This is a genomic window from Streptomyces sp. NPDC086766, assembly GCF_044746005.1.
Taxonomy (GTDB): Bacteria; Actinomycetota; Actinomycetes; order Streptomycetales; family Streptomycetaceae; genus Streptomyces.
Window position 1 is genome coordinate 99035 of the sequence record NZ_JBIVBI010000009.1, and the last position, 16115, is coordinate 115149.

Below are 16115 nucleotides of genomic sequence, written 5' to 3' on the forward strand. Positions count from 1 at the left end.
ACGGGGCGCCGGCCCGGACGGCGTGCGGGTGGCGTCCGTCGCCCGTACGGCCGCGCGCCGGATGCGCGGGAGCCGCGGTCGCGGTGCACTCGGCCCATGAGCACCGAACCGCCCTCCGGCTCCGGACCGCGGCAACCGCCCCCCGGCGGCGGCCCGTACGACGGCGGCTCCTCCGGCGACGGCCCGCACGGAGGCGGCCCTCCCGGCAGCGGCCCCCCACCGGGAGGCCCCCCGCCTGGGGGCCCGCCCCCCGAAGGCCCCGGGAGCGGCCCTCCCGGCGGCTGGCCGGGCGGCGGCCCTCCGCCCGGCGGCGGCGCGCCCGGCGGCGGCCCCTACGGCCCCCCGCCCGGCGGCGGTCCTCCGGGAGGCGGCCCCTACGGCGGCGGCCCCTACGGCGGGGGCCCGCCCGGCGGCCCGTACCCGCCCGACCCGCTCGCCGGTATGCCCCCGCTCGCCGACAGCGCCAAGCGCACGGCCGCCCGCATCATCGACATGATCATGGTGGGTGTCGTCGTCTGGCTGCTCACCCTCGGCTTCCGGGTGAACGACTACACGATGAACGCGGACCGCTTCCAGTTCGGCGCCTCCGTGGCGCAGGCGGTCGTCGGAGCCGTGCTCTACATCGCCTACGACACCTTCATGATCTCCAGGTCGGGGCAGACCCTCGGCAAGAAGTGGCTGGGGATGCGGGTGGCGAACCTCGCGGACGGCTCCACGCCCTCCGTGTCGACGGCGCTGGGCCGCGCGGCGGTGCTGTGGCTGCCCTTCTACTTCTGCTGCCCCTGCCTCTGGCTCGCGCTGGCCGGCGGCTGGAGCTACTTCGACCGGCCCTACAAGCAGGGCCTGCACGACAAGGCGGCCCGGACGGTGGTGGTCAGCGTCGAATGACGCACACCGATCGGCGCACACCGATCGGCGCACGGGAAGAACGGCGGGCCCGTCGGCAGGGGCCCGCCGTTCTCGCGTCAGAGGTCCAGGCGTTCAGCAGCCCGGGCGTCCTGCGGCCCAGGCGTTCAGCAGCCCGGGCGTCCGGCGGCCCAGGTGTTCAAGAGCCCGGGCGTTCGCGTCGGGTGCCGCCTCAGGAGCCCGTCGGCTCCCGCACCGGCTCCACACGGGCGGAGACGGGCTCCCGTCGCACCGGCACCCGCACGGGCTCGGGAGCCGCCGGGGAGGTCACCGGGGGAGCCGTCGCGGACGCCGTCCCGTGCGTCGTCGCGCGGGGCTTCGGCAGCGGTACCGTCATGGCGACCAGGAGTCCCAGGGCGAGCGCCGCCAGGGCGACGACCGTGATCCCCAGCACCGAACTCACCTGTGACAGCAGCAGCATGGCGAGCGTCGAGAAGATCACGGTGCACGAACCGTAGGCGAGCTGTGCGGCGGTCGGACGAGGCATGGCAATCGGTCCTCGGAAGTGGGGGCTCCCCCCTGCCTCTCACTGAGGGGAGGTGCGGACAGAATCTGGGGCGAGACAAGGATGTCGGCCTGGCTTTCCTCCGACTCCCGGGCGCGGGGCCCGTCGACTCTATTCGGCTGCATGCCCGGACGGAACGGCCGGTAAGCGTGACCTAACCCACGGTGCCGAAGCATGGGGGGCGCACGGAGTCATGCCGTCCACCAACTGGACGGATCCACGCGCCCGGAGGGCGATCCTCCGCCGTCCGCAAAGCGAACCCCATCTCCGCATAGTGCACTTGAGCTGTTCAAGTCAAGGTCTGTCTTTTCTCGTAAACCTCTAGTCAAATGTCGTCACTTGACTACACGCGTTGAGCGCGTGCGGACCTTCCTGGGCAGAGGCAGAGACCCCCCTTCCGCGCGCTTGCACACGCGTCAGGGGAGGACATCAAGTGACCAGCAGACCTTGGACGTTCAGAGCGGCCGCGATCGCTGTCGCGCTCGCGGCGGGTACCGCCACGTTCTCGACGTTCGCCGTGGCCGAGGCCGCCACCACCGGCCCGTCCGCCACCGTGGACCGGCACGACCCGGCGCCGGTCGGGCAGCGGAAGCACGACCTCGACGGGCCGCTGAGCAAGACTCAGGAGGCCCAGCGCCAGGAGGCGCTGAACCAGGTCATAGCCGGCAAGGCCCAGGTGAAGGACCGCAACGGCTCGAAGGTCGTCCAGCTCAAGAGCAAGAAGGGCGACAGCAAGTACGTCGAGCTGAGCCGGGAGAAGACCGACAAGATCTTCACCATCCTGGTCGAGTTCGGCGACAAGACGGACCCGAAGTTCGGCGGCACGGCCGGCCCGCTGCACAACACGATCGCCGCGCCGGACCGCACCAAGGACAACAGCACGGCCTGGCAGAAGGACTACAACCAGCAGCACTTCCAGGACATGTACTTCGGCACCGGCAAGGGTGTCGAGTCCGTGAAGAAGTACTACGAGAAGCAGTCCTCGGGCCGCTACTCGGTCGACGGCGAGGTCTCCGACTGGGTCAAGGTCCCGTACAACGAGGCCCGTTACGGCTCCAACTACTGCGGCTCCACCAACTGCCCGAGCGTGTGGAACGTCGTCGGCGACGGCGTCACCGCCTGGGTCGAGCAGCAGAAGGCGGCCGGCAAGTCCGACGCGGACATCAAGGCGGACCTGGCCAAGTACGACCAGTGGGACCGCTACGACCACGACGGCGACGGCAACTTCAACGAGCCCGACGGCTACATCGACCACTTCCAGATCGTGCACGCCGGTGAGGACGAGTCCGCGGGCGGCGGCGTCCAGGGCACCGACGCGATCTGGGCGCACCGCTGGTACGCCTTCGGCACCGACGCCGGCGCCACCGGCCCGGCCGACAACAAGCTCGGCGGCGCCCAGATCGGCGACACCGGCATCTGGGTCGGCGACTACACCATCCAGCCGGAGAACGGCGGACTCGGCGTCTACGCGCACGAGTACGGCCACGACCTCGGCCTGCCGGACGAGTACGACACGGCCGGCGGCGAGAACTCCACCGGTTTCTGGACGCTGATGTCCTCCGGTTCCTGGCTGGGCCGGGGCAAGGACGCCATCGGTGACCTGCCGGGCGACATGAACGCGTGGGACAAGCTCCAGCTCGGCTGGCTCACCTACGACACGGCCAAGGCCGGCGTGAAGTCCTGGCACAAGCTCGGCCTCGCCGAGTACAACACCAAGTACAAGCAGGCGCTGATCGTCACCCTGCCCGAAAAGCCGGTCACCACCGAGGTGGTCACCCCGGCGCAGGGCGCGACCCAGTGGTGGAGCGGCAGCGGCGACGACCTCAAGAACACGCTGACCCGCACCGTCGACCTCACCGGCAAGAAGTCGGCCACCCTCACGCTCGACGGCTGGTACGACATCGAGGCCAACTACGACTACCTCTACACCGAGGTGTCGACCGACGGCGGCGCCAACTGGACCGCCCTGGACGGCACGGTGGACGGTCAGGCCATCCCGCGCGACGGCAGCGACAAGCCGGCGCTGACCGGTTCGGTCGACGGCTACAAGAAGCTGGCCTTCCCGCTGGACGCCTACGCGGGCCAGAAGTTCCAGCTCCGCTTCCGCTACCAGACCGACGGCGGCCTGGCCATGAAGGGCTTCGCGGCCGACGAGATCTCGGTGACGGCCGACGGCGCGGCGCTCTTCAGCGACGACGCCGAGAGCGCGGACGCCGCCTGGACGGCGAACGGCTTCTCCCGCATCGGTGCGTCCTTCACCAAGAACTACAAGCAGTACTACGTCGCCGAGAACCGCCAGTACGCGTCGTACGACAAGACGCTGCAGACGGGCCCGTACAACTTCGGCTTCTCGACGACCCGTCCGGACTGGGTGGAGCACTACCCCTACCAGAACGGCCTGTTGATCTGGAAGTGGGACACCTCCCAGGCGGACAACAACACCAAGACCCACCCGGGCGTGGGTCTGATCCTCCCGATCGACTCGCACCCGAAGCCGATGAAGTGGTCGGACGGCACGCTGATGCGCAACCGCATCCAGGCCTACGACTCGCCCTTCAGCCGCTTCGCGACGGACGGCATCATGCTGCACAAGGCGGGCGTCGCGGCGATCTTCGACTCGTCGAAGGGGGTGCCGGTCTTCAACGACCACACCAGCACCTACTACGACGCCTCGAACCCGGCCGCCGGTGTCAAGATCACTGACACCAACACCCGGATCAAGATCGAGAAGGAGGCCCGCGACGGGTCCACGATCGAGCTCGAGGTCGGCCGCGCGGTGAAGTAAGTAGCATCTCCGCAGGTCACAAGCGTATCGGCGGCAACCCCTTGGCGGGTTGCCGCCGATCGTGTTTAGGTGCGTCCTGTGGCTTTCTTATTGACACCGACCGAAACGGGGATGTGACGCATGGCCGCAGGAGGCTTCAACAAGTTGCCGAACGGCACGGTGGTGGTGGCGCTGAATCTGCCCAGCCCCGCCGCCGACGGCGCCGGCAGCGTTCGCGTCCTCGTCCACGCCCGCAACCGGGCCCGCGCCCTGACGCGGCTGCGCAACCAGGGCCTGCGCGCCGTCTACCTGCGGGGCAACGCGGCCCCGCCCACCCCGGACGAGATCACGGCCGTACTGCACCATCCCGACGGCCTGATATGGCGTACGGCCCCAGAGAACGCTCTCGGCCGGCCGCCGGAGCTGTGGCGCCCGATCGGATCGCTCGTCGGGCGTCCGACGGTGTGGGCCTGAGGCAGGACGGTCCGCCCGGTCCGCCGGGCGGACGCCGGTCCGGGACGGCTCCGGCGGGCGGGGCGGCCGGGGCTCAGGCCCCGGCCACGACCGGCTTGCCGGTGAGCTCGACCCCAGCCCGACGCATCTCCTCCAGCGCCCGCTCGGTGGTCTCCTGGGCCACCCCGGCGGTGAGGTCCAGCAGCACCTGGGTGCGGAAGCCCTCCTTCACCGCGTCCAGGGCGGTGGCCCGCACGCAGTGGTCGGTGGCGATGCCGACGACGTCCACCTCGTCGATCTCCCGGCCCCTGAGCCAGTCGGCGAGGGACACCCCGTTCTCGTCCGCGCCCTCGAAGCCGCTGTACGCGGCGGCGTAGGCGCCCTTGTCGAAGACGGCGTCGACCGCGCCGGAGGCGACGACCGGGGCGAAGTTCGGGTGGAAGCCCACCCCCTCCGTGCCCGCCACGCAGTGCGCGGGCCAGGAGCGGACGAAGTCGGGGTTGTCGGCGAAGTGCCCACCGGGTGCGATGTGGTGGTCGCGGGTCGCCACCACGTGCCGGTACCCGGCGGGCGCCTGGCCGATCAGCTCGGTGATCGCGGCGGCGACATCGGCACCCCCGGCCACCGCGAGACTGCCCCCTTCGCAGAAGTCGTTCTGCACGTCAACGACGATCAAGGCGCGGCGCATGGTCGGTGTCCTTCGGCTGTCGGGTCGGGAGCATGGCTTGCGGTTGCCCGGCCGGTGTATTTACGAGCCTAGAGACTCCCGCGGTCACGCGGGAGAGGGCAGGGCCGCCGGACGGCGCCGGGCGGCCGGTGACGGCGGGACGGACGGCCGCAGGCCGGCGGGGCAGGCGCGGGCAGGTGGGGCGGGCGCAAATCGTCGGGACGGGCGCGGGCTCGGGGCGGACGGGTGGAGGGCGGGGCGGTGGCCCGGGGGCCACCCGCTTTAGTTACCCGAGCCGCCGTGCACGTACTCCGTCGCGATGACCGGTTCCCCGCGCGAGAGCTGGGTCGCCGACAGCGGCAGGCCGGCCCGGGCCGCCGCGTGCCGGTCGCGGGCCGCGTCCAGCGGCTCCCGGGCGACCACCTCGCCGCCCTTGACCAGCTCCACCAGAAGCTGCCGCCCGGCGAGCTCCGTGGGCACCGCCCCGGTGCCGACCACCTCGGCCTCCGCCACGCCGCGCTCGTCCAGCCGCCTGGCCGCCCACTTGCGGCCGCCGACGGACGTCTTGCCCCCGCTGGACTTCTTCGCGACCGGCACCAGCGGCGCCGCCGCATCGGCGGACTCGGCCCGCGCGACCAGCTTGTAGACCATCGAGCAGGTCGGGTGCCCGGAGCCGGTCACCAGCTGCGTCCCGACGCCGTACGCGTCCACCGGCGCCGCCGCCAGCGAGGCGATCGCGTACTCGTCCAGGTCGGAGGTCACGACGATCTTCGTGCCGGTCGCGCCCAGCTCGTCCAGCTGCTGCCGCACCCGGTGCGCGACCAGCAGCAGGTCCCCGGAGTCGATGCGCACCGCGCCGAGCTCGGGCCCGGCCACCTCCACCGCCGTACGGACCGCCTCGGCGACGTCGTAGGTGTCGACCAGCAGCGTGGTGTCCCGGCCGAGCGAGTCGACCTGCGCCCGGAAGGCGTCCCGCTCACGGTCGTGCAGCAGCGTGAAGGCGTGGGCGGAGGTGCCCACGGTCGGGATGTTGTAGCGGAAGCCTGCGGCCAGGTCGGAGGTGGAGGTGAAGCCGCCGACGTAGGCGGCCCGGGAGGCGGCGACCGCGGCCAGTTCGTGGGTGCGGCGGGCGCCCATCTCGATCAGCGGCCGCCCGCCCGCGGCGGAGGCCATGCGGGAGGCGGCGGCCGCGATCGCCGAGTCGTGGTTGAGGATCGACAGGATCACCGTCTCCAGCAGCACGCACTCGGCGAAGGACCCCTCGACCCGCAGGACGGGCGAGCCCGGGAAGTACACCTCGCCCTCGGGGTAGCCCCAGATGTCGCCGCCGAACCGGTAGCCGGCCAGCCACCGGAGCGTGGGCTCGTCGACGATCCGGCGCTCGCGCAGGAAGTCGAGGACGCCGGCGTCGAAGCGGAAGTTCTCCACCGCGTCCAGCACGCGTCCGGTGCCCGCCACCACGCCGTAGCGGCGCCCGTCCGGCAGCCGCCGGGTGAAGACCTCGAAGACGCTGCGCCGCCCGGCGGTGCCCGCCTTCAGCGCCGCCTGCAGCATCGTCAGCTCGTAGTGGTCGGTGAAGAGCGCCGTCGAGGGAACGTCCACCGGCAGCCCAAGGTCCGCTACGCCCACCGGAATCTCCTAGTTCATGTCTCGCGGGCCGTCCCCCGGTGTCGGCCGGGGGCCCGGGGTCGTCCCCCGGGAAATGCAGCATGGCGAAGGATCGTACTCCCATTTCGTCAGTCTGACGATTTCGGGGGACGCCCCGCCGCCGGCCCGGGCCGGTTTGTGCTCCCACCCCCCTGCGGTGGCAGCATGGGCTGTGTGACGTCACCCGCGCCCGTAGAGATCGAACGCCCCGAGTCGGCGGAGGAAGCGCTCGCCGTCCCCGAGCCCGACGTCCCCTGGGTCACGATCGTCCACAACGACCCGGTCAACCTCATGAGCTACGTCACGTACGTCTTCCAGTCGTACTTCGGCTATCCCAAGGACAAGGCCACCAAGCTCATGCTCGACGTCCATCACAAGGGCCGGGCGGTCGTCTCCAGCGGCAGCCGCGAGGAGATGGAACGCGACGTGCAGGCGATGCACGGCTACGGCCTGTGGGCCACGCTCCAGCAGGACCGCAAGTAGCAGCCCCGAGACCGCAGACCGCGAACCGCCCCGGACCGGAAGCAGCGAACCCCCTTCATGCCAGGAACCTTCGAACCGCTCCCCGGCGGCGGCGCGGCCGTCGCGCTCGACGAGGTCGAGATCTCGATCATCCGGTCGCTGGCCGTGCAGCTCCTGGAGCTGATCGGCCCCGGCCCGGGCGAGGACCGGCCCGACGACCCGCTCGCCGAGCTGTTCGCCGAGGGCCCGAGCGAGCCGCCCGCCGACCCGGTGCTCAAGCGGCTCTTCCCGGACGCCTACAGCGACCCCGAGAAGGACCCCGGCTCGCCGGGCGAGGCCGAGGAGCAGCGCGCCCACTCCGCCGAGTTCCGCCGCTACACCGAGAACGACCTGCGCGCCGGCAAGCGCGAGAACGCCCTGGCGGTGATCCGCTCGCTGGACGAGCTGGCGTCCCCCGGTGAGGGCGGAGCGGTGCTGAAGCTGTCGGTCCAGGAGTCCCGGCAGTGGCTCGGCGCCCTCAACGACCTGCGCCTGGCCATCGGCTCCCGGCTGGACATCGTCGACGAGGACGAGGCCGACGACCTCTACCGCCTGTCGGACGAGGACCCGCGCAAGCCGATGGTGATGGCCTACCTGTGGCTCGGCGGACTCCAGGAGACGCTCGTCTCGACCCTTATGCCCTGATCTCTCCGGTTTCGGTGTTCGCTCAGAGGACGCTCAAATCCGGATAACGATCGCGTCACCGCGGCGGCCCGGTATGGCCGTTTGGGGCAACTTTTGTCCACTTCTCCCTGTGTGATGCGCCACAGGGCCTTCCGGCGATCAGTGTTGCGCCCGTGATAGATCTTCACGACCGCCCGACGGACACCACCCATGTCCCGTCGGGTGCGCCACCGAGCCGGCGACCGCCGGCCAGGCACAGCTCCAGTTCCGGGGGGATCGCAACCCGATCCGAGGCCGACCAGCGGCCAGGGTCGGCATGGAGAAAGGCGCACCACACATGACCTCGTCGCAGGTCGGTAAGAACGGTACGAGCCGGGCCGGCAGTGAGGCCGTGAGCGGCGACGCCCCCGAGGAGGGGTACGAGCGCGGCCTCGGCAGCCGTCAGGTCCAGATGATCGCGATCGGCGGCGCCATCGGCGTCGGCCTCTTCCTGGGCGCCGGGGCGAACATCGCCAAGGCCGGACCCAGTCTGATCTTCATGTACGCCCTCGCGGGCGTCATCATCTTCTTCATCATGCGGGCGCTCGGCGAGCTGCTGCTCTACCGCCCCGTCTCGGGCTCCTTCGCGGAGTACTCCCGTGAGTTCCTCGGCCCGTTCTTCGGCTACTTCACCGGCTGGACCTACTGGCTGATGTGGGTGGTGACCGGCATGGCCGAGCTGACGGCCGCCGCGATCTACGTCCACTACTGGTTCCCGCACATCCCGCAGTGGGTGACGGCCCTGGTCTTCCTGGTGGTCCTCTTCGTGGCCAACCTGATCTCGGTGAAGCTGTTCGGCGAGATCGAGTTCTGGTTCTCGATGGTCAAGGTGACCGCGCTCATCGGCATGATCGTCATCGGCCTGGGCGTGCTGACCTTCGGCTTCAGCGCCGCCGGCGACACCGCCTCGGTCGCCAACCTCTGGCAGTTCGACGGCTTCTTCCCCAAGGGCATCGGCTCCTCCCTGATGACCCTCCAGGGCGTGATGTTCGCCTACCTCGCCGTCGAGCTGGTCGGCGTCACCGCGGGCGAGTCCGAGAACCCGGAGAAGACCCTCCCCAAGGCGATCAACACCCTGCCCTGGCGCATCGCCCTGTTCTACGTCGGCGCGCTCACCGTCATCCTGTGCGTGGTGAAGTGGACCCAGTTCGCGGAGGGCGTCAGCCCCTTCGTGAAGGCGTTCGCCGTGATCGGCATCCCGGCCGGCGCGGGCATCGTCAACTTCGTGGTCCTCACCGCGGCCCTGTCGTCCTGCAACTCCGGCATGTACTCCACCGGCCGTATGCTGCGCACCCTCGCGGACAACGGCGAGGCGCCCCGCGTCTTCAGCCGGCTGTCGGCCTCCAAGACCCCGGCCCTCGGCATCACCGTCTCGGTGGCCTTCATGGGCATCGGCGTCGTGCTGAACTACGTCGTCCCGGAGAAGGCCTTCGGCTACGTCACCTCCGTCGCCACCGCGGCCGGCATCTGGACCTGGCTGATGATCCTGATCAGCCACGTGCTCTACCGCCGCGCGGTCGACGCGGGCCGGCTGCCCGCCTCCGCCTTCCCGGCGCCGGGCGGCGCGAAGTGCAGCTGGGTCGCCATCGTGTTCCTGCTCTTCGTCACCGGCCTGATCGCCATCGACGCCGACTCCCGCGTCTGCCTGTACGTGATGGCCGTCTGGGCCGCCGTCCTGGCCGCCGGCTGGGCGGTCCTCAAGGCCCGCAACCCGCAGGTCACCGAGCGCCGCGACCCGGAGCTCGAGAAGGTCGGCTGACCTCACCCGCACGGAGGTCCGGCCGCGGGGCTGCTCGTGGAAGCCCCGCGGCCGCCGCTCAGGGCGTCCGTCATGTGGGCCGTCCCGTACCACCTTCCGGTACGGGACGGCCCTCTGCTTATGCTGGCCGTCATGCTGACCCTCACCCAGGCCCTCTACGACCAGATCGTCGCCCACGCGCGCGCGGACCACCCCGACGAGGCGTGCGGCGTGGTCGCCGGTCCGGCGGGCTCCGGCCGCCCGGAGCGCTTCGTCCCGATGCTGAACGCGGCCCGCTCGCCCACCTTCTACGAGTTCGACTCGCAGGACCTGCTCAAGCTGTACCGCGAGATGGACGACCGCGACGAGGAGCCGGTGATCATCTACCACTCCCACACCGCGACCGAGGCCTACCCCTCCCGCACCGACCTCTCCTACGCCAACGAGCCCGGCGCCCACTACGTCCTGGTCTCCACCGCGGACACCGACGGCGCGGGCGACTTCCAGTTCCGCTCCTTCCGCATCGTCGAGGGCGAGGTCACGGAGGAGGAGGTCAAGGTCGTCGAGGCCTACTGAGCGCCTGCCGGGCGCTTGCCACGCCCGCCGAACGCCTGCCGAGCGCCCGCCGGACGGGGCCGCATCCCGCAGTTCGGTCAGAATTCATCCACGATGCGAGATCACATTCCGGTGGCCGGACCGGGAATCGATACGATGACCGCATGGTTGTTGATGACGTGAGCGACAGGACGCCGGGCATGCTGCTCGTGGCGCGGCTGCACGTCGACCTGTGCAGGCTGAACAGCGCCATCTGTTGACGCACCCCGCCGCCGTACGGCCGTGAGCCGCGGCGCGCTGTCGCGCGCCCGTCCAACCCCCAGACTTACCGACAGGAGCCCCAAGCCATGGCCATCGAGGTCCGCATCCCCACCATCCTGCGCCAGTACACCGACGGCCAGAAGGCCGTCGAGGGCACCGGGGACACCCTCGCCGACCTGTTCGCCGACCTCGAGACCCGGCACCCGGGCATCCAGGCCCGCATCGTCGACGGCGGCCAGCTGCGCCGGTTCGTGAACGTGTACCTCAACGACGAGGACGTCCGCTTCCTCGACGGCATCACCACCAAGCTCGCCGACGGCGACAACGTGACGATCCTGCCGGCCGTGGCCGGCGGTATGGCCTGATCCCCATGCGCTACGACTCCCCGCTGGCCGCGGTCGGCAACACCCCTCTGGTGCGCCTGCCGCGGCTCTCGCCGTCCGACGACGTCCGCATCTGGGCGAAGCTGGAGGACCGCAACCCCACCGGCTCGGTCAAGGACCGCCCCGCCCTGTACATGATCGAGCAGGCGGAGAAGGAGGGCCGGCTCACCCCGGGGTGCACGATCCTGGAGCCGACCTCCGGCAACACGGGCATCTCCCTGGCCATGGCTGCGAAGCTCAAGGGCTACCGCATGGTGTGCGTGATGCCCGAGAACACCTCGCAGGAGCGCCGGGACCTGCTCGGCATGTGGGGCGCGCAGATCATCTCCAGCCCGGCGGCCGGCGGCTCCAACACCGCCGTACGGGTCGCCAAGGAGCTGGCCGCCGAGCACCCGGACTGGGTGATGCTCTACCAGTACGGCAACCCGGACAACGCGGGCGCCCACTACGCGACGACCGGCCCCGAGATCCTCGCCGACCTGCCGTCGATCACGCACTTCGTGGCCGGCCTCGGCACCACCGGCACCCTCATGGGCGTCGGCCGCTACCTGCGCGAGCACAAGCCGGACGTGCGGATCGTCGCCGCCGAGCCGCGTTACGACGACCTCGTGTACGGCCTGCGCAACCTGGACGAGGGCTTCGTCCCCGAGCTGTACGACGCCTCCGTGCTGACCACCCGCTTCTCCGTCGGCTCCGCCGACGCGGTCACCCGCACCCGCGAACTCCTCCAGCAGGAGGGCATCTTCGCGGGCGTCTCCACCGGCGCGGCCCTGCACGCGGCCATCGGCGTCGGCCGGAAGGCGCTGAAGGCGGGCGAGAGCGCCGACATCGCGTTCGTCGTCGCCGACGGCGGCTGGAAGTACCTCTCGACCGGCGTCTACACGGCGGCCACGACCGAAGAGGCCATCGAGACCCTCCACGGCCAGCTCTGGGCGTAGGCCCCCGGCACCCCGACTCCCACGGGCCCCGGCCGCGATGCGCGGCCGGGGCCCTGGCGTGCGCGGCGCCAGGGATCCTGATGTGCTGGAGAAACGTCACATCCGAGAACGGCCCCACAGCGGAAGAGCTCAACGACAGGACCGACAGGACACGGCACCCCGGGCACGGCAGAAAGGCGGACGCCCCATGCGCCGTACGACGCTTCCCCGCACCACCGCCACCGTCGCCGCCGCGGCAGCGGCCCTCATTCTCACGGGCTGCACCACGCGGGACGGCGGCGGCAGCCCGGGGAGCGGCGCCGCCTCCCCACCGTCCGGGCCGGTGTCCTCGTCCGCGAGCCCCTCCGCCTCGCCCCCGGCGTCCGCCTCGGGATCACCGTCCGCGCCCCCCTCGGGGCCGGCGTCACCCCCGGCGGCACGCTGCGCCGAGCGCGCCGAACTCGGCGCCGCCGACTCCGGCCGCACCCTCTGCCTGAAGGTGGGCGGGCAGGTCCGCCTCACACTCGACGGCACCAGGGAGCGCCCGTGGTCGCCGGTCCGGACGACCGGCGGCGCGCTGCGCGCGGCCAACGCGGGCATCGTCATCCTGCCGGGCGACGCGGTGGCCGCCTTCGACGCCGTCGCCCCGGGCACCGCGCGCCTGACCTCGTCCCGGCCCGCGTGCGCCACCGGCGGTGGAGGCGTCTCGTGCAAGGGAGTCCAGGAGTGGACGGTCATCGTGAGGGTGACGCGGCCATGAGGTCCGCGCCGCCGTTCATCCGGCCAGGTAGCGCACCTGGTCCCAGAGCACGGGGTCCACGACCCCCACCCGGCGCCGGAAGTCCCACACCGGCACCTCCCGCACCTCGTCGGTCTCCAGGAAACTGGTCCGCCCCTGCGCGTCCCCCACCGAGCCCGGCGGCAGCGGGATGACCCCGGAGCGCTCGTCGTGGTACTTGCTGGTGATCTTGGCGACCCTGGCCCGCTTGCCGTGCACGGAGAGCACCAGACAGGGGCGGTCCTTGACCCCCGCGCCGTTGTCGAACGGCACGTTCGCCCACCAGATCTCCGCCGGCCGCGGACGCGCCGCGCCCCGTCCGGCAGGGCGCCCGGGAGGCCGTGTCCGCCGCCCCTCGGGACGGCGGCCCCGTCCCCAGCCGTCCACGAGCGTGGCGACGAGCGCGAGCAGCACCACCGCCGCGAGCGCGAGCCACCAGGACGTGTCCATGGGGACGACGTTACCGGCGTGCGATCCCCGGCGCGCGCCCTTCTCCGCGCTACCCGCGCCCCACGTCCAGCCGAACCGGTGACACCACAGGTGAGTTCGCCCACAACGGCCCCTGGTGGAGGAGCTACCAGAGGTTTTGCGCCTTACTCTCGACGGACCGCACGACCCCCGTCACTGTCTGTTCGATGTTTCCCGCCAGCGGAGGTTTCTGCTCCATGAAGCTCACCGTCGTCGGCTGCTCGGGGTCGTTCCCGTCCGCGGAATCGGCCTGCTCGAGCTACCTCGTCGAGGCCGACGGCTTCCGGCTGCTCCTCGACATGGGCAACGGCGCCCTGGGCGAGCTGCAGCGCCACTGCGGTCTCTACGACCTCGACGCGATCTTCCTGAGCCATCTGCACGCCGACCACTGCATCGACATGCTCGCGTACTTCGTCGCGCGCTACTACCGGTACGACGGCGGCCGCTGCGACGCCCTCCCGGTCTACGGACCCGAGGGCACCGAGCACCGGCTCACCACCGCCTACGCCGACACCCCGACCGCCTCGTCCATGAGCGAGGTCTTCGACTTCCGCACGGTGAAGCCCGGCACCTTCGACATCGGCCCGTTCACCGTGCACACCGACCGGGTCGCCCACCCCGTGGAGGCGTACGGCATCCGGATCGAGCACGGCGGCAGGACGCTGACGTACTCCGGCGACTCCGGCCTCAGCGACGCGCTGGAGGAACTCGCCCGGGACGCCGACCTGTTCCTGTGCGAGGCCGCCTTCACGCACGGCAAGGAGGACATCCCGGACCTCCATCTGAACGGCCGCGAGGCGGGCGAGACGGCCACCCGGGCCGGCGCCCGGAGCCTGCTGCTCACCCACATCCCCCCGTGGACCGACCCCCAGATCAACCTCGCGGACGCCCGCGCGGTCTACAGCGGCCCGGTCGAACTGGCGGCGCCCAGGGCGTCGTACGAGGTCTGAGACCCGTACGGCCGCGATCCGAGCCCCCGCAACGGCCGCGGCCCCGGAACGTCTCCGTTCCGGGGCCGTCGTGATGCCGCTGCCTGCACGGTCGCCGTGGCCTACTTGGCCTCGGCCTTCTGCAGCTCCGCGAGCTCCTCGTCGGACTCGCGGCCCGGCGTGGGCAGGTTGAACCGGATGATCGCGAAGCGGAAGACCGCGTAGTAGACGGCCGCGAAGCACAGCCCCACCAGGACCAGGCCCCACGGGTTGCTCGCGATGCCGAGGTTCAGCCCGAAGTCGATCGCGCCCGCCGAGAAGCCGAAGCCGTCCTTCATGCCCAGCGCCCAGGTCAGCGCCAGCGATATGCCGGTGAGCACCGCGTGGATGGCGTACAGGACCGGCGCGATGAACATGAAGGTGAACTCGATCGGCTCGGTCACGCCCGTGACGAACGAGGTCAGCGCGACCGAGAGCATCATGCCGCCGACCACCTTGCGGCGCTCCGGACGCGCGCAGTGCACGATGGCGAGGCACGCCGCCGGCAGGCCGAACATCATGATCGGGAAGAAGCCGGTCATGAACTGGCCCGCGGTCGGGTCGCCGGCCAGGAAGCGGGCGATGTCACCGCTCTTGCCGTGGTAGTCGCCCGCCTGGAACCACGGGAACGAGTTGAGCAGGTGGTGCATGCCGATCGGGATCAGCGCGCGGTTGGCGACACCGAAGATGCCGGCGCCGACCGCGCCCGAACCCACCAGCCACTCGCCGAAGTGGTGCAGGCCCGTGCCGAGGACCGGCCAGATGTAACCGAAGACGATGCCGATCACCAGGCCCGCGAAGGCCGAGAGGATCGGGACCAGCCGGCGGCCGCCGAAGAAGCCCGCCCAGTCCGGCAGCTTGGTGCGGTAGAAGCGCTGGTACAGCAGGGCCACCACGAGACCCATGACCACGCCGCCGAGGACCTTCGCGTCCACCGGGGCGTCCACCATGACGACCTTGCCGTCGACGGCCTGCGCCACCTTCGGCAGGTTCTTGTCGGTGAACGTGCCCAGCACGTTCTTGAAGACCAGGTAGCCTACGACTGCCGCGAGAGCGGTGGAACCGTCCGACTTCTTGGCGAAGCCGATCGCGATGCCCACGGCGAACAGCAGCGCCATGTTGTCGAGGATCGCGTTGCCGCCGGCCGCCATGAAGCCCGCGATCTTCGTCAGGAAGGCCGGGAAGTCCGGGCGACCGAGCATGTCGGTGTTGCCGAGGCGCACCAGGAGAGCGGCGGCGGGCAGCACCGCCACCGGCAGCATGAGGCTGCGGCCGATGCGCTGCAGCACGGCCATCACGCCGGCGCCCTTCTTCTTGTCGGCCGCGGGAGCGGCGGTGGCCGTGGTCATGACGTCCTCCAGTGGGCATGGCGCCGCCCGGGACCAAGGGGGACGGCGGCGTCTGTGGTCTACACCACTCAGTGGTGTAGACCTGTTGTAGCACGATGAAGGGCGGGTAAGGAACCCGCGATTCCCGCTACCGAACCACTACGCGCCGTACCCGCCGCAGGCGCGCCCGCGGGACGGCGAGGGGGGCGCGGGGAAGCGGCGAGTGACCGGCGAAAAGGGACCCCCGCGGCCCCCGGCCGCGTTTGGCCGGCGTCCGCAAGGTGGTGTAGACCGGTCGGTCAAGAACGCGGTTCGGATCAGGGAGAAGGAACATGGCCAGCAAGGCTGAGAAGATCGTCGCCGGGCTCGGCGGCATCGACAACATCGACGAGATCGAGGGCTGCATCACCCGCCTGCGCACCGAGGTCAACGACCCCTCGCTGGTCGACGAAGCCGCACTCAAGGCCGCCGGCGCCCACGGCGTCGTCAAGATGGGCACCGCCGTCCAGGTCGTCATCGGCACCGACGCCGACCCGATCGCCGCGGAGATCGAGGACATGATGTGAACACGTGAACCCCGGACCCGCTCCGGGATTCACTCCTCGGGGCTCCT

Annotated in this window: 18 protein-coding genes; 13 read left to right on the plus strand and 5 right to left on the minus strand. The window is 71.0% G+C overall.

Features of this window, described 5'->3' with window-relative positions; all coding sequences use genetic code 11:
- Positions 1 to 96 precede the first annotated feature (96 nt).
- Entirely contained in the window at positions 97 to 888 is a 792-nt protein-coding gene (locus ACIPM1_RS18550) for an RDD family protein (protein WP_402435681.1), read from the plus strand.
- 190 nt (positions 889 to 1078) lie between these two features.
- On the opposite strand, the gene ACIPM1_RS18555 is transcribed toward ACIPM1_RS18550, so the two are convergent.
- Complete coding sequence (locus tag ACIPM1_RS18555; protein ID WP_402435684.1) at positions 1079 to 1393, minus strand: hypothetical protein; 315 nt, start codon at positions 1391 to 1393, stop codon at positions 1079 to 1081.
- A 451-nt stretch (positions 1394 to 1844) separates the two neighbouring features.
- Here ACIPM1_RS18555 and ACIPM1_RS18560 point away from each other — a divergent pair, with 451 nt between their 5' ends.
- Together ACIPM1_RS18560 and ACIPM1_RS18565 are read left to right on the plus strand one after the other, a co-directional pair.
- Positions 1845 to 4196: an immune inhibitor A domain-containing protein gene (locus ACIPM1_RS18560; protein ID WP_402435687.1), complete on the plus strand. Its 2352-nt coding sequence runs from the start codon at positions 1845 to 1847 to the stop codon at positions 4194 to 4196.
- A 120-nt stretch (positions 4197 to 4316) separates the two neighbouring features.
- A complete protein-coding gene (locus tag ACIPM1_RS18565; RefSeq protein ID WP_402435690.1) occupies positions 4317 to 4649 on the plus strand; it encodes a hypothetical protein in 333 nt (110 codons plus the stop codon).
- Positions 4650 to 4722: 73 nt separating this feature from the next.
- On the opposite strand, the gene ACIPM1_RS18570 is transcribed toward ACIPM1_RS18565, so the two are convergent.
- Complete coding sequence (locus tag ACIPM1_RS18570) at positions 4723 to 5316, minus strand: isochorismatase family protein (protein ID WP_356192974.1); 594 nt, start codon at positions 5314 to 5316, stop codon at positions 4723 to 4725.
- A 261-nt stretch (positions 5317 to 5577) separates the two neighbouring features.
- Positions 5578 to 6924: a nicotinate phosphoribosyltransferase gene (locus ACIPM1_RS18575; RefSeq protein WP_402435694.1), complete on the minus strand. Its 1347-nt coding sequence runs from the start codon at positions 6922 to 6924 to the stop codon at positions 5578 to 5580.
- A 183-nt stretch (positions 6925 to 7107) separates the two neighbouring features.
- On the opposite strand from ACIPM1_RS18575, the gene clpS reads away from it, so the two are divergent.
- The 8 genes from clpS (at position 7108) to ACIPM1_RS18615 (ending at position 12720) form a co-directional block, all read left to right on the plus strand.
- Entirely contained in the window at positions 7108 to 7425 is a 318-nt protein-coding gene (gene clpS, locus ACIPM1_RS18580; RefSeq protein WP_356192980.1) for an ATP-dependent Clp protease adapter ClpS, read from the plus strand.
- 57 nt (positions 7426 to 7482) lie between these two features.
- Positions 7483 to 8088: a DUF2017 domain-containing protein gene (locus ACIPM1_RS18585; RefSeq protein WP_402435698.1), complete on the plus strand. Its 606-nt coding sequence runs from the start codon at positions 7483 to 7485 to the stop codon at positions 8086 to 8088.
- A gap of 316 nt (positions 8089 to 8404) precedes the next feature.
- The gene (locus ACIPM1_RS18590; protein WP_356192985.1) at positions 8405 to 9865 is read left to right on the plus strand and encodes an amino acid permease; all 1461 of its coding nucleotides are present in this window, start codon (positions 8405 to 8407) and stop codon (positions 9863 to 9865) included.
- Positions 9866 to 9997: 132 nt separating this feature from the next.
- Positions 9998 to 10420 carry a M67 family metallopeptidase gene (locus ACIPM1_RS18595; protein ID WP_356192988.1) on the plus strand — a complete coding sequence of 141 codons (423 nt, stop codon included), beginning with the start codon at positions 9998 to 10000 and terminating at the stop codon, positions 10418 to 10420.
- A gap of 143 nt (positions 10421 to 10563) precedes the next feature.
- Complete coding sequence (locus ACIPM1_RS18600; protein ID WP_356192990.1) at positions 10564 to 10659, plus strand: putative leader peptide; 96 nt, start codon at positions 10564 to 10566, stop codon at positions 10657 to 10659.
- Positions 10660 to 10746: 87 nt separating this feature from the next.
- Positions 10747 to 11025, plus strand: a complete 279-nt coding sequence (locus ACIPM1_RS18605) for a MoaD/ThiS family protein (protein WP_356192992.1) — start codon at positions 10747 to 10749, stop codon at positions 11023 to 11025.
- Between the two features lie 5 nt (positions 11026 to 11030).
- Positions 11031 to 11981 (plus strand): cysteine synthase, encoded by a 951-nt coding sequence (locus tag ACIPM1_RS18610; protein ID WP_356192995.1) that lies wholly within the window; start codon positions 11031 to 11033, stop codon positions 11979 to 11981.
- Positions 11982 to 12168: 187 nt separating this feature from the next.
- Positions 12169 to 12720 (plus strand): hypothetical protein, encoded by a 552-nt coding sequence (locus ACIPM1_RS18615; RefSeq protein ID WP_356192998.1) that lies wholly within the window; start codon positions 12169 to 12171, stop codon positions 12718 to 12720.
- A 15-nt stretch (positions 12721 to 12735) separates the two neighbouring features.
- On the opposite strand, the gene ACIPM1_RS18620 is transcribed toward ACIPM1_RS18615, so the two are convergent.
- A complete protein-coding gene (locus tag ACIPM1_RS18620) occupies positions 12736 to 13188 on the minus strand; it encodes a type II toxin-antitoxin system PemK/MazF family toxin (RefSeq protein ID WP_356193001.1) in 453 nt (150 codons plus the stop codon).
- Positions 13189 to 13403: 215 nt separating this feature from the next.
- Between ACIPM1_RS18620 and ACIPM1_RS18625 the strand changes: the two genes are divergently transcribed.
- Positions 13404 to 14156, plus strand: coding sequence for an MBL fold metallo-hydrolase (locus ACIPM1_RS18625; RefSeq protein WP_356193004.1), 753 nt, complete (start codon positions 13404 to 13406; stop codon positions 14154 to 14156).
- A gap of 101 nt (positions 14157 to 14257) precedes the next feature.
- Here ACIPM1_RS18625 and ACIPM1_RS18630 read toward each other — a convergent pair whose 3' ends face one another.
- Positions 14258 to 15523 (minus strand): PTS transporter subunit EIIC, encoded by a 1266-nt coding sequence (locus ACIPM1_RS18630; RefSeq protein ID WP_402435705.1) that lies wholly within the window; start codon positions 15521 to 15523, stop codon positions 14258 to 14260.
- Between the two features lie 311 nt (positions 15524 to 15834).
- Here ACIPM1_RS18630 and ACIPM1_RS18635 point away from each other — a divergent pair, with 311 nt between their 5' ends.
- Positions 15835 to 16068, plus strand: a complete 234-nt coding sequence (locus ACIPM1_RS18635) for a glucose PTS transporter subunit EIIB (protein WP_402435708.1) — start codon at positions 15835 to 15837, stop codon at positions 16066 to 16068.
- Positions 16069 to 16115 lie beyond the last annotated feature (47 nt).

Excerpts from the sequence above, each read along its gene's own strand:
- ACIPM1_RS18635 (WP_402435708.1), top strand. The coding sequence starts at position 15,835 with ATGGCCAGCAAGGCTGAGAAGATCGTCGCCGGGCTCGGCGGCATCGAC.
- ACIPM1_RS18590 (WP_356192985.1), top strand. The coding sequence starts at position 8,405 with ATGACCTCGTCGCAGGTCGGTAAGAACGGTACGAGCCGGGCCGGCAGT.
- ACIPM1_RS18595 (WP_356192988.1), top strand. The coding sequence starts at position 9,998 with ATGCTGACCCTCACCCAGGCCCTCTACGACCAGATCGTCGCCCACGCG.
- ACIPM1_RS18625 (WP_356193004.1), top strand. The coding sequence starts at position 13,404 with ATGAAGCTCACCGTCGTCGGCTGCTCGGGGTCGTTCCCGTCCGCGGAA.
- ACIPM1_RS18615 (WP_356192998.1), top strand. The coding sequence starts at position 12,169 with ATGCGCCGTACGACGCTTCCCCGCACCACCGCCACCGTCGCCGCCGCG.
- ACIPM1_RS18585 (WP_402435698.1), top strand. The coding sequence starts at position 7,483 with ATGCCAGGAACCTTCGAACCGCTCCCCGGCGGCGGCGCGGCCGTCGCG.
- ACIPM1_RS18600 (WP_356192990.1), top strand. The coding sequence starts at position 10,564 with ATGGTTGTTGATGACGTGAGCGACAGGACGCCGGGCATGCTGCTCGTG.
- ACIPM1_RS18605 (WP_356192992.1), top strand. The coding sequence starts at position 10,747 with ATGGCCATCGAGGTCCGCATCCCCACCATCCTGCGCCAGTACACCGAC.
- clpS (WP_356192980.1), top strand. The coding sequence starts at position 7,108 with ATGGGCTGTGTGACGTCACCCGCGCCCGTAGAGATCGAACGCCCCGAG.
- ACIPM1_RS18630 (WP_402435705.1), bottom strand. The coding sequence starts at position 15,523 with ATGACCACGGCCACCGCCGCTCCCGCGGCCGACAAGAAGAAGGGCGCC.
- ACIPM1_RS18550 (WP_402435681.1), top strand. The coding sequence starts at position 97 with ATGAGCACCGAACCGCCCTCCGGCTCCGGACCGCGGCAACCGCCCCCC.
- ACIPM1_RS18555 (WP_402435684.1), bottom strand. The coding sequence starts at position 1,393 with ATGCCTCGTCCGACCGCCGCACAGCTCGCCTACGGTTCGTGCACCGTG.
- ACIPM1_RS18620 (WP_356193001.1), bottom strand. The coding sequence starts at position 13,188 with ATGGACACGTCCTGGTGGCTCGCGCTCGCGGCGGTGGTGCTGCTCGCG.
- ACIPM1_RS18610 (WP_356192995.1), top strand. The coding sequence starts at position 11,031 with ATGCGCTACGACTCCCCGCTGGCCGCGGTCGGCAACACCCCTCTGGTG.
- ACIPM1_RS18570 (WP_356192974.1), bottom strand. The coding sequence starts at position 5,316 with ATGCGCCGCGCCTTGATCGTCGTTGACGTGCAGAACGACTTCTGCGAA.
- ACIPM1_RS18565 (WP_402435690.1), top strand. The coding sequence starts at position 4,317 with ATGGCCGCAGGAGGCTTCAACAAGTTGCCGAACGGCACGGTGGTGGTG.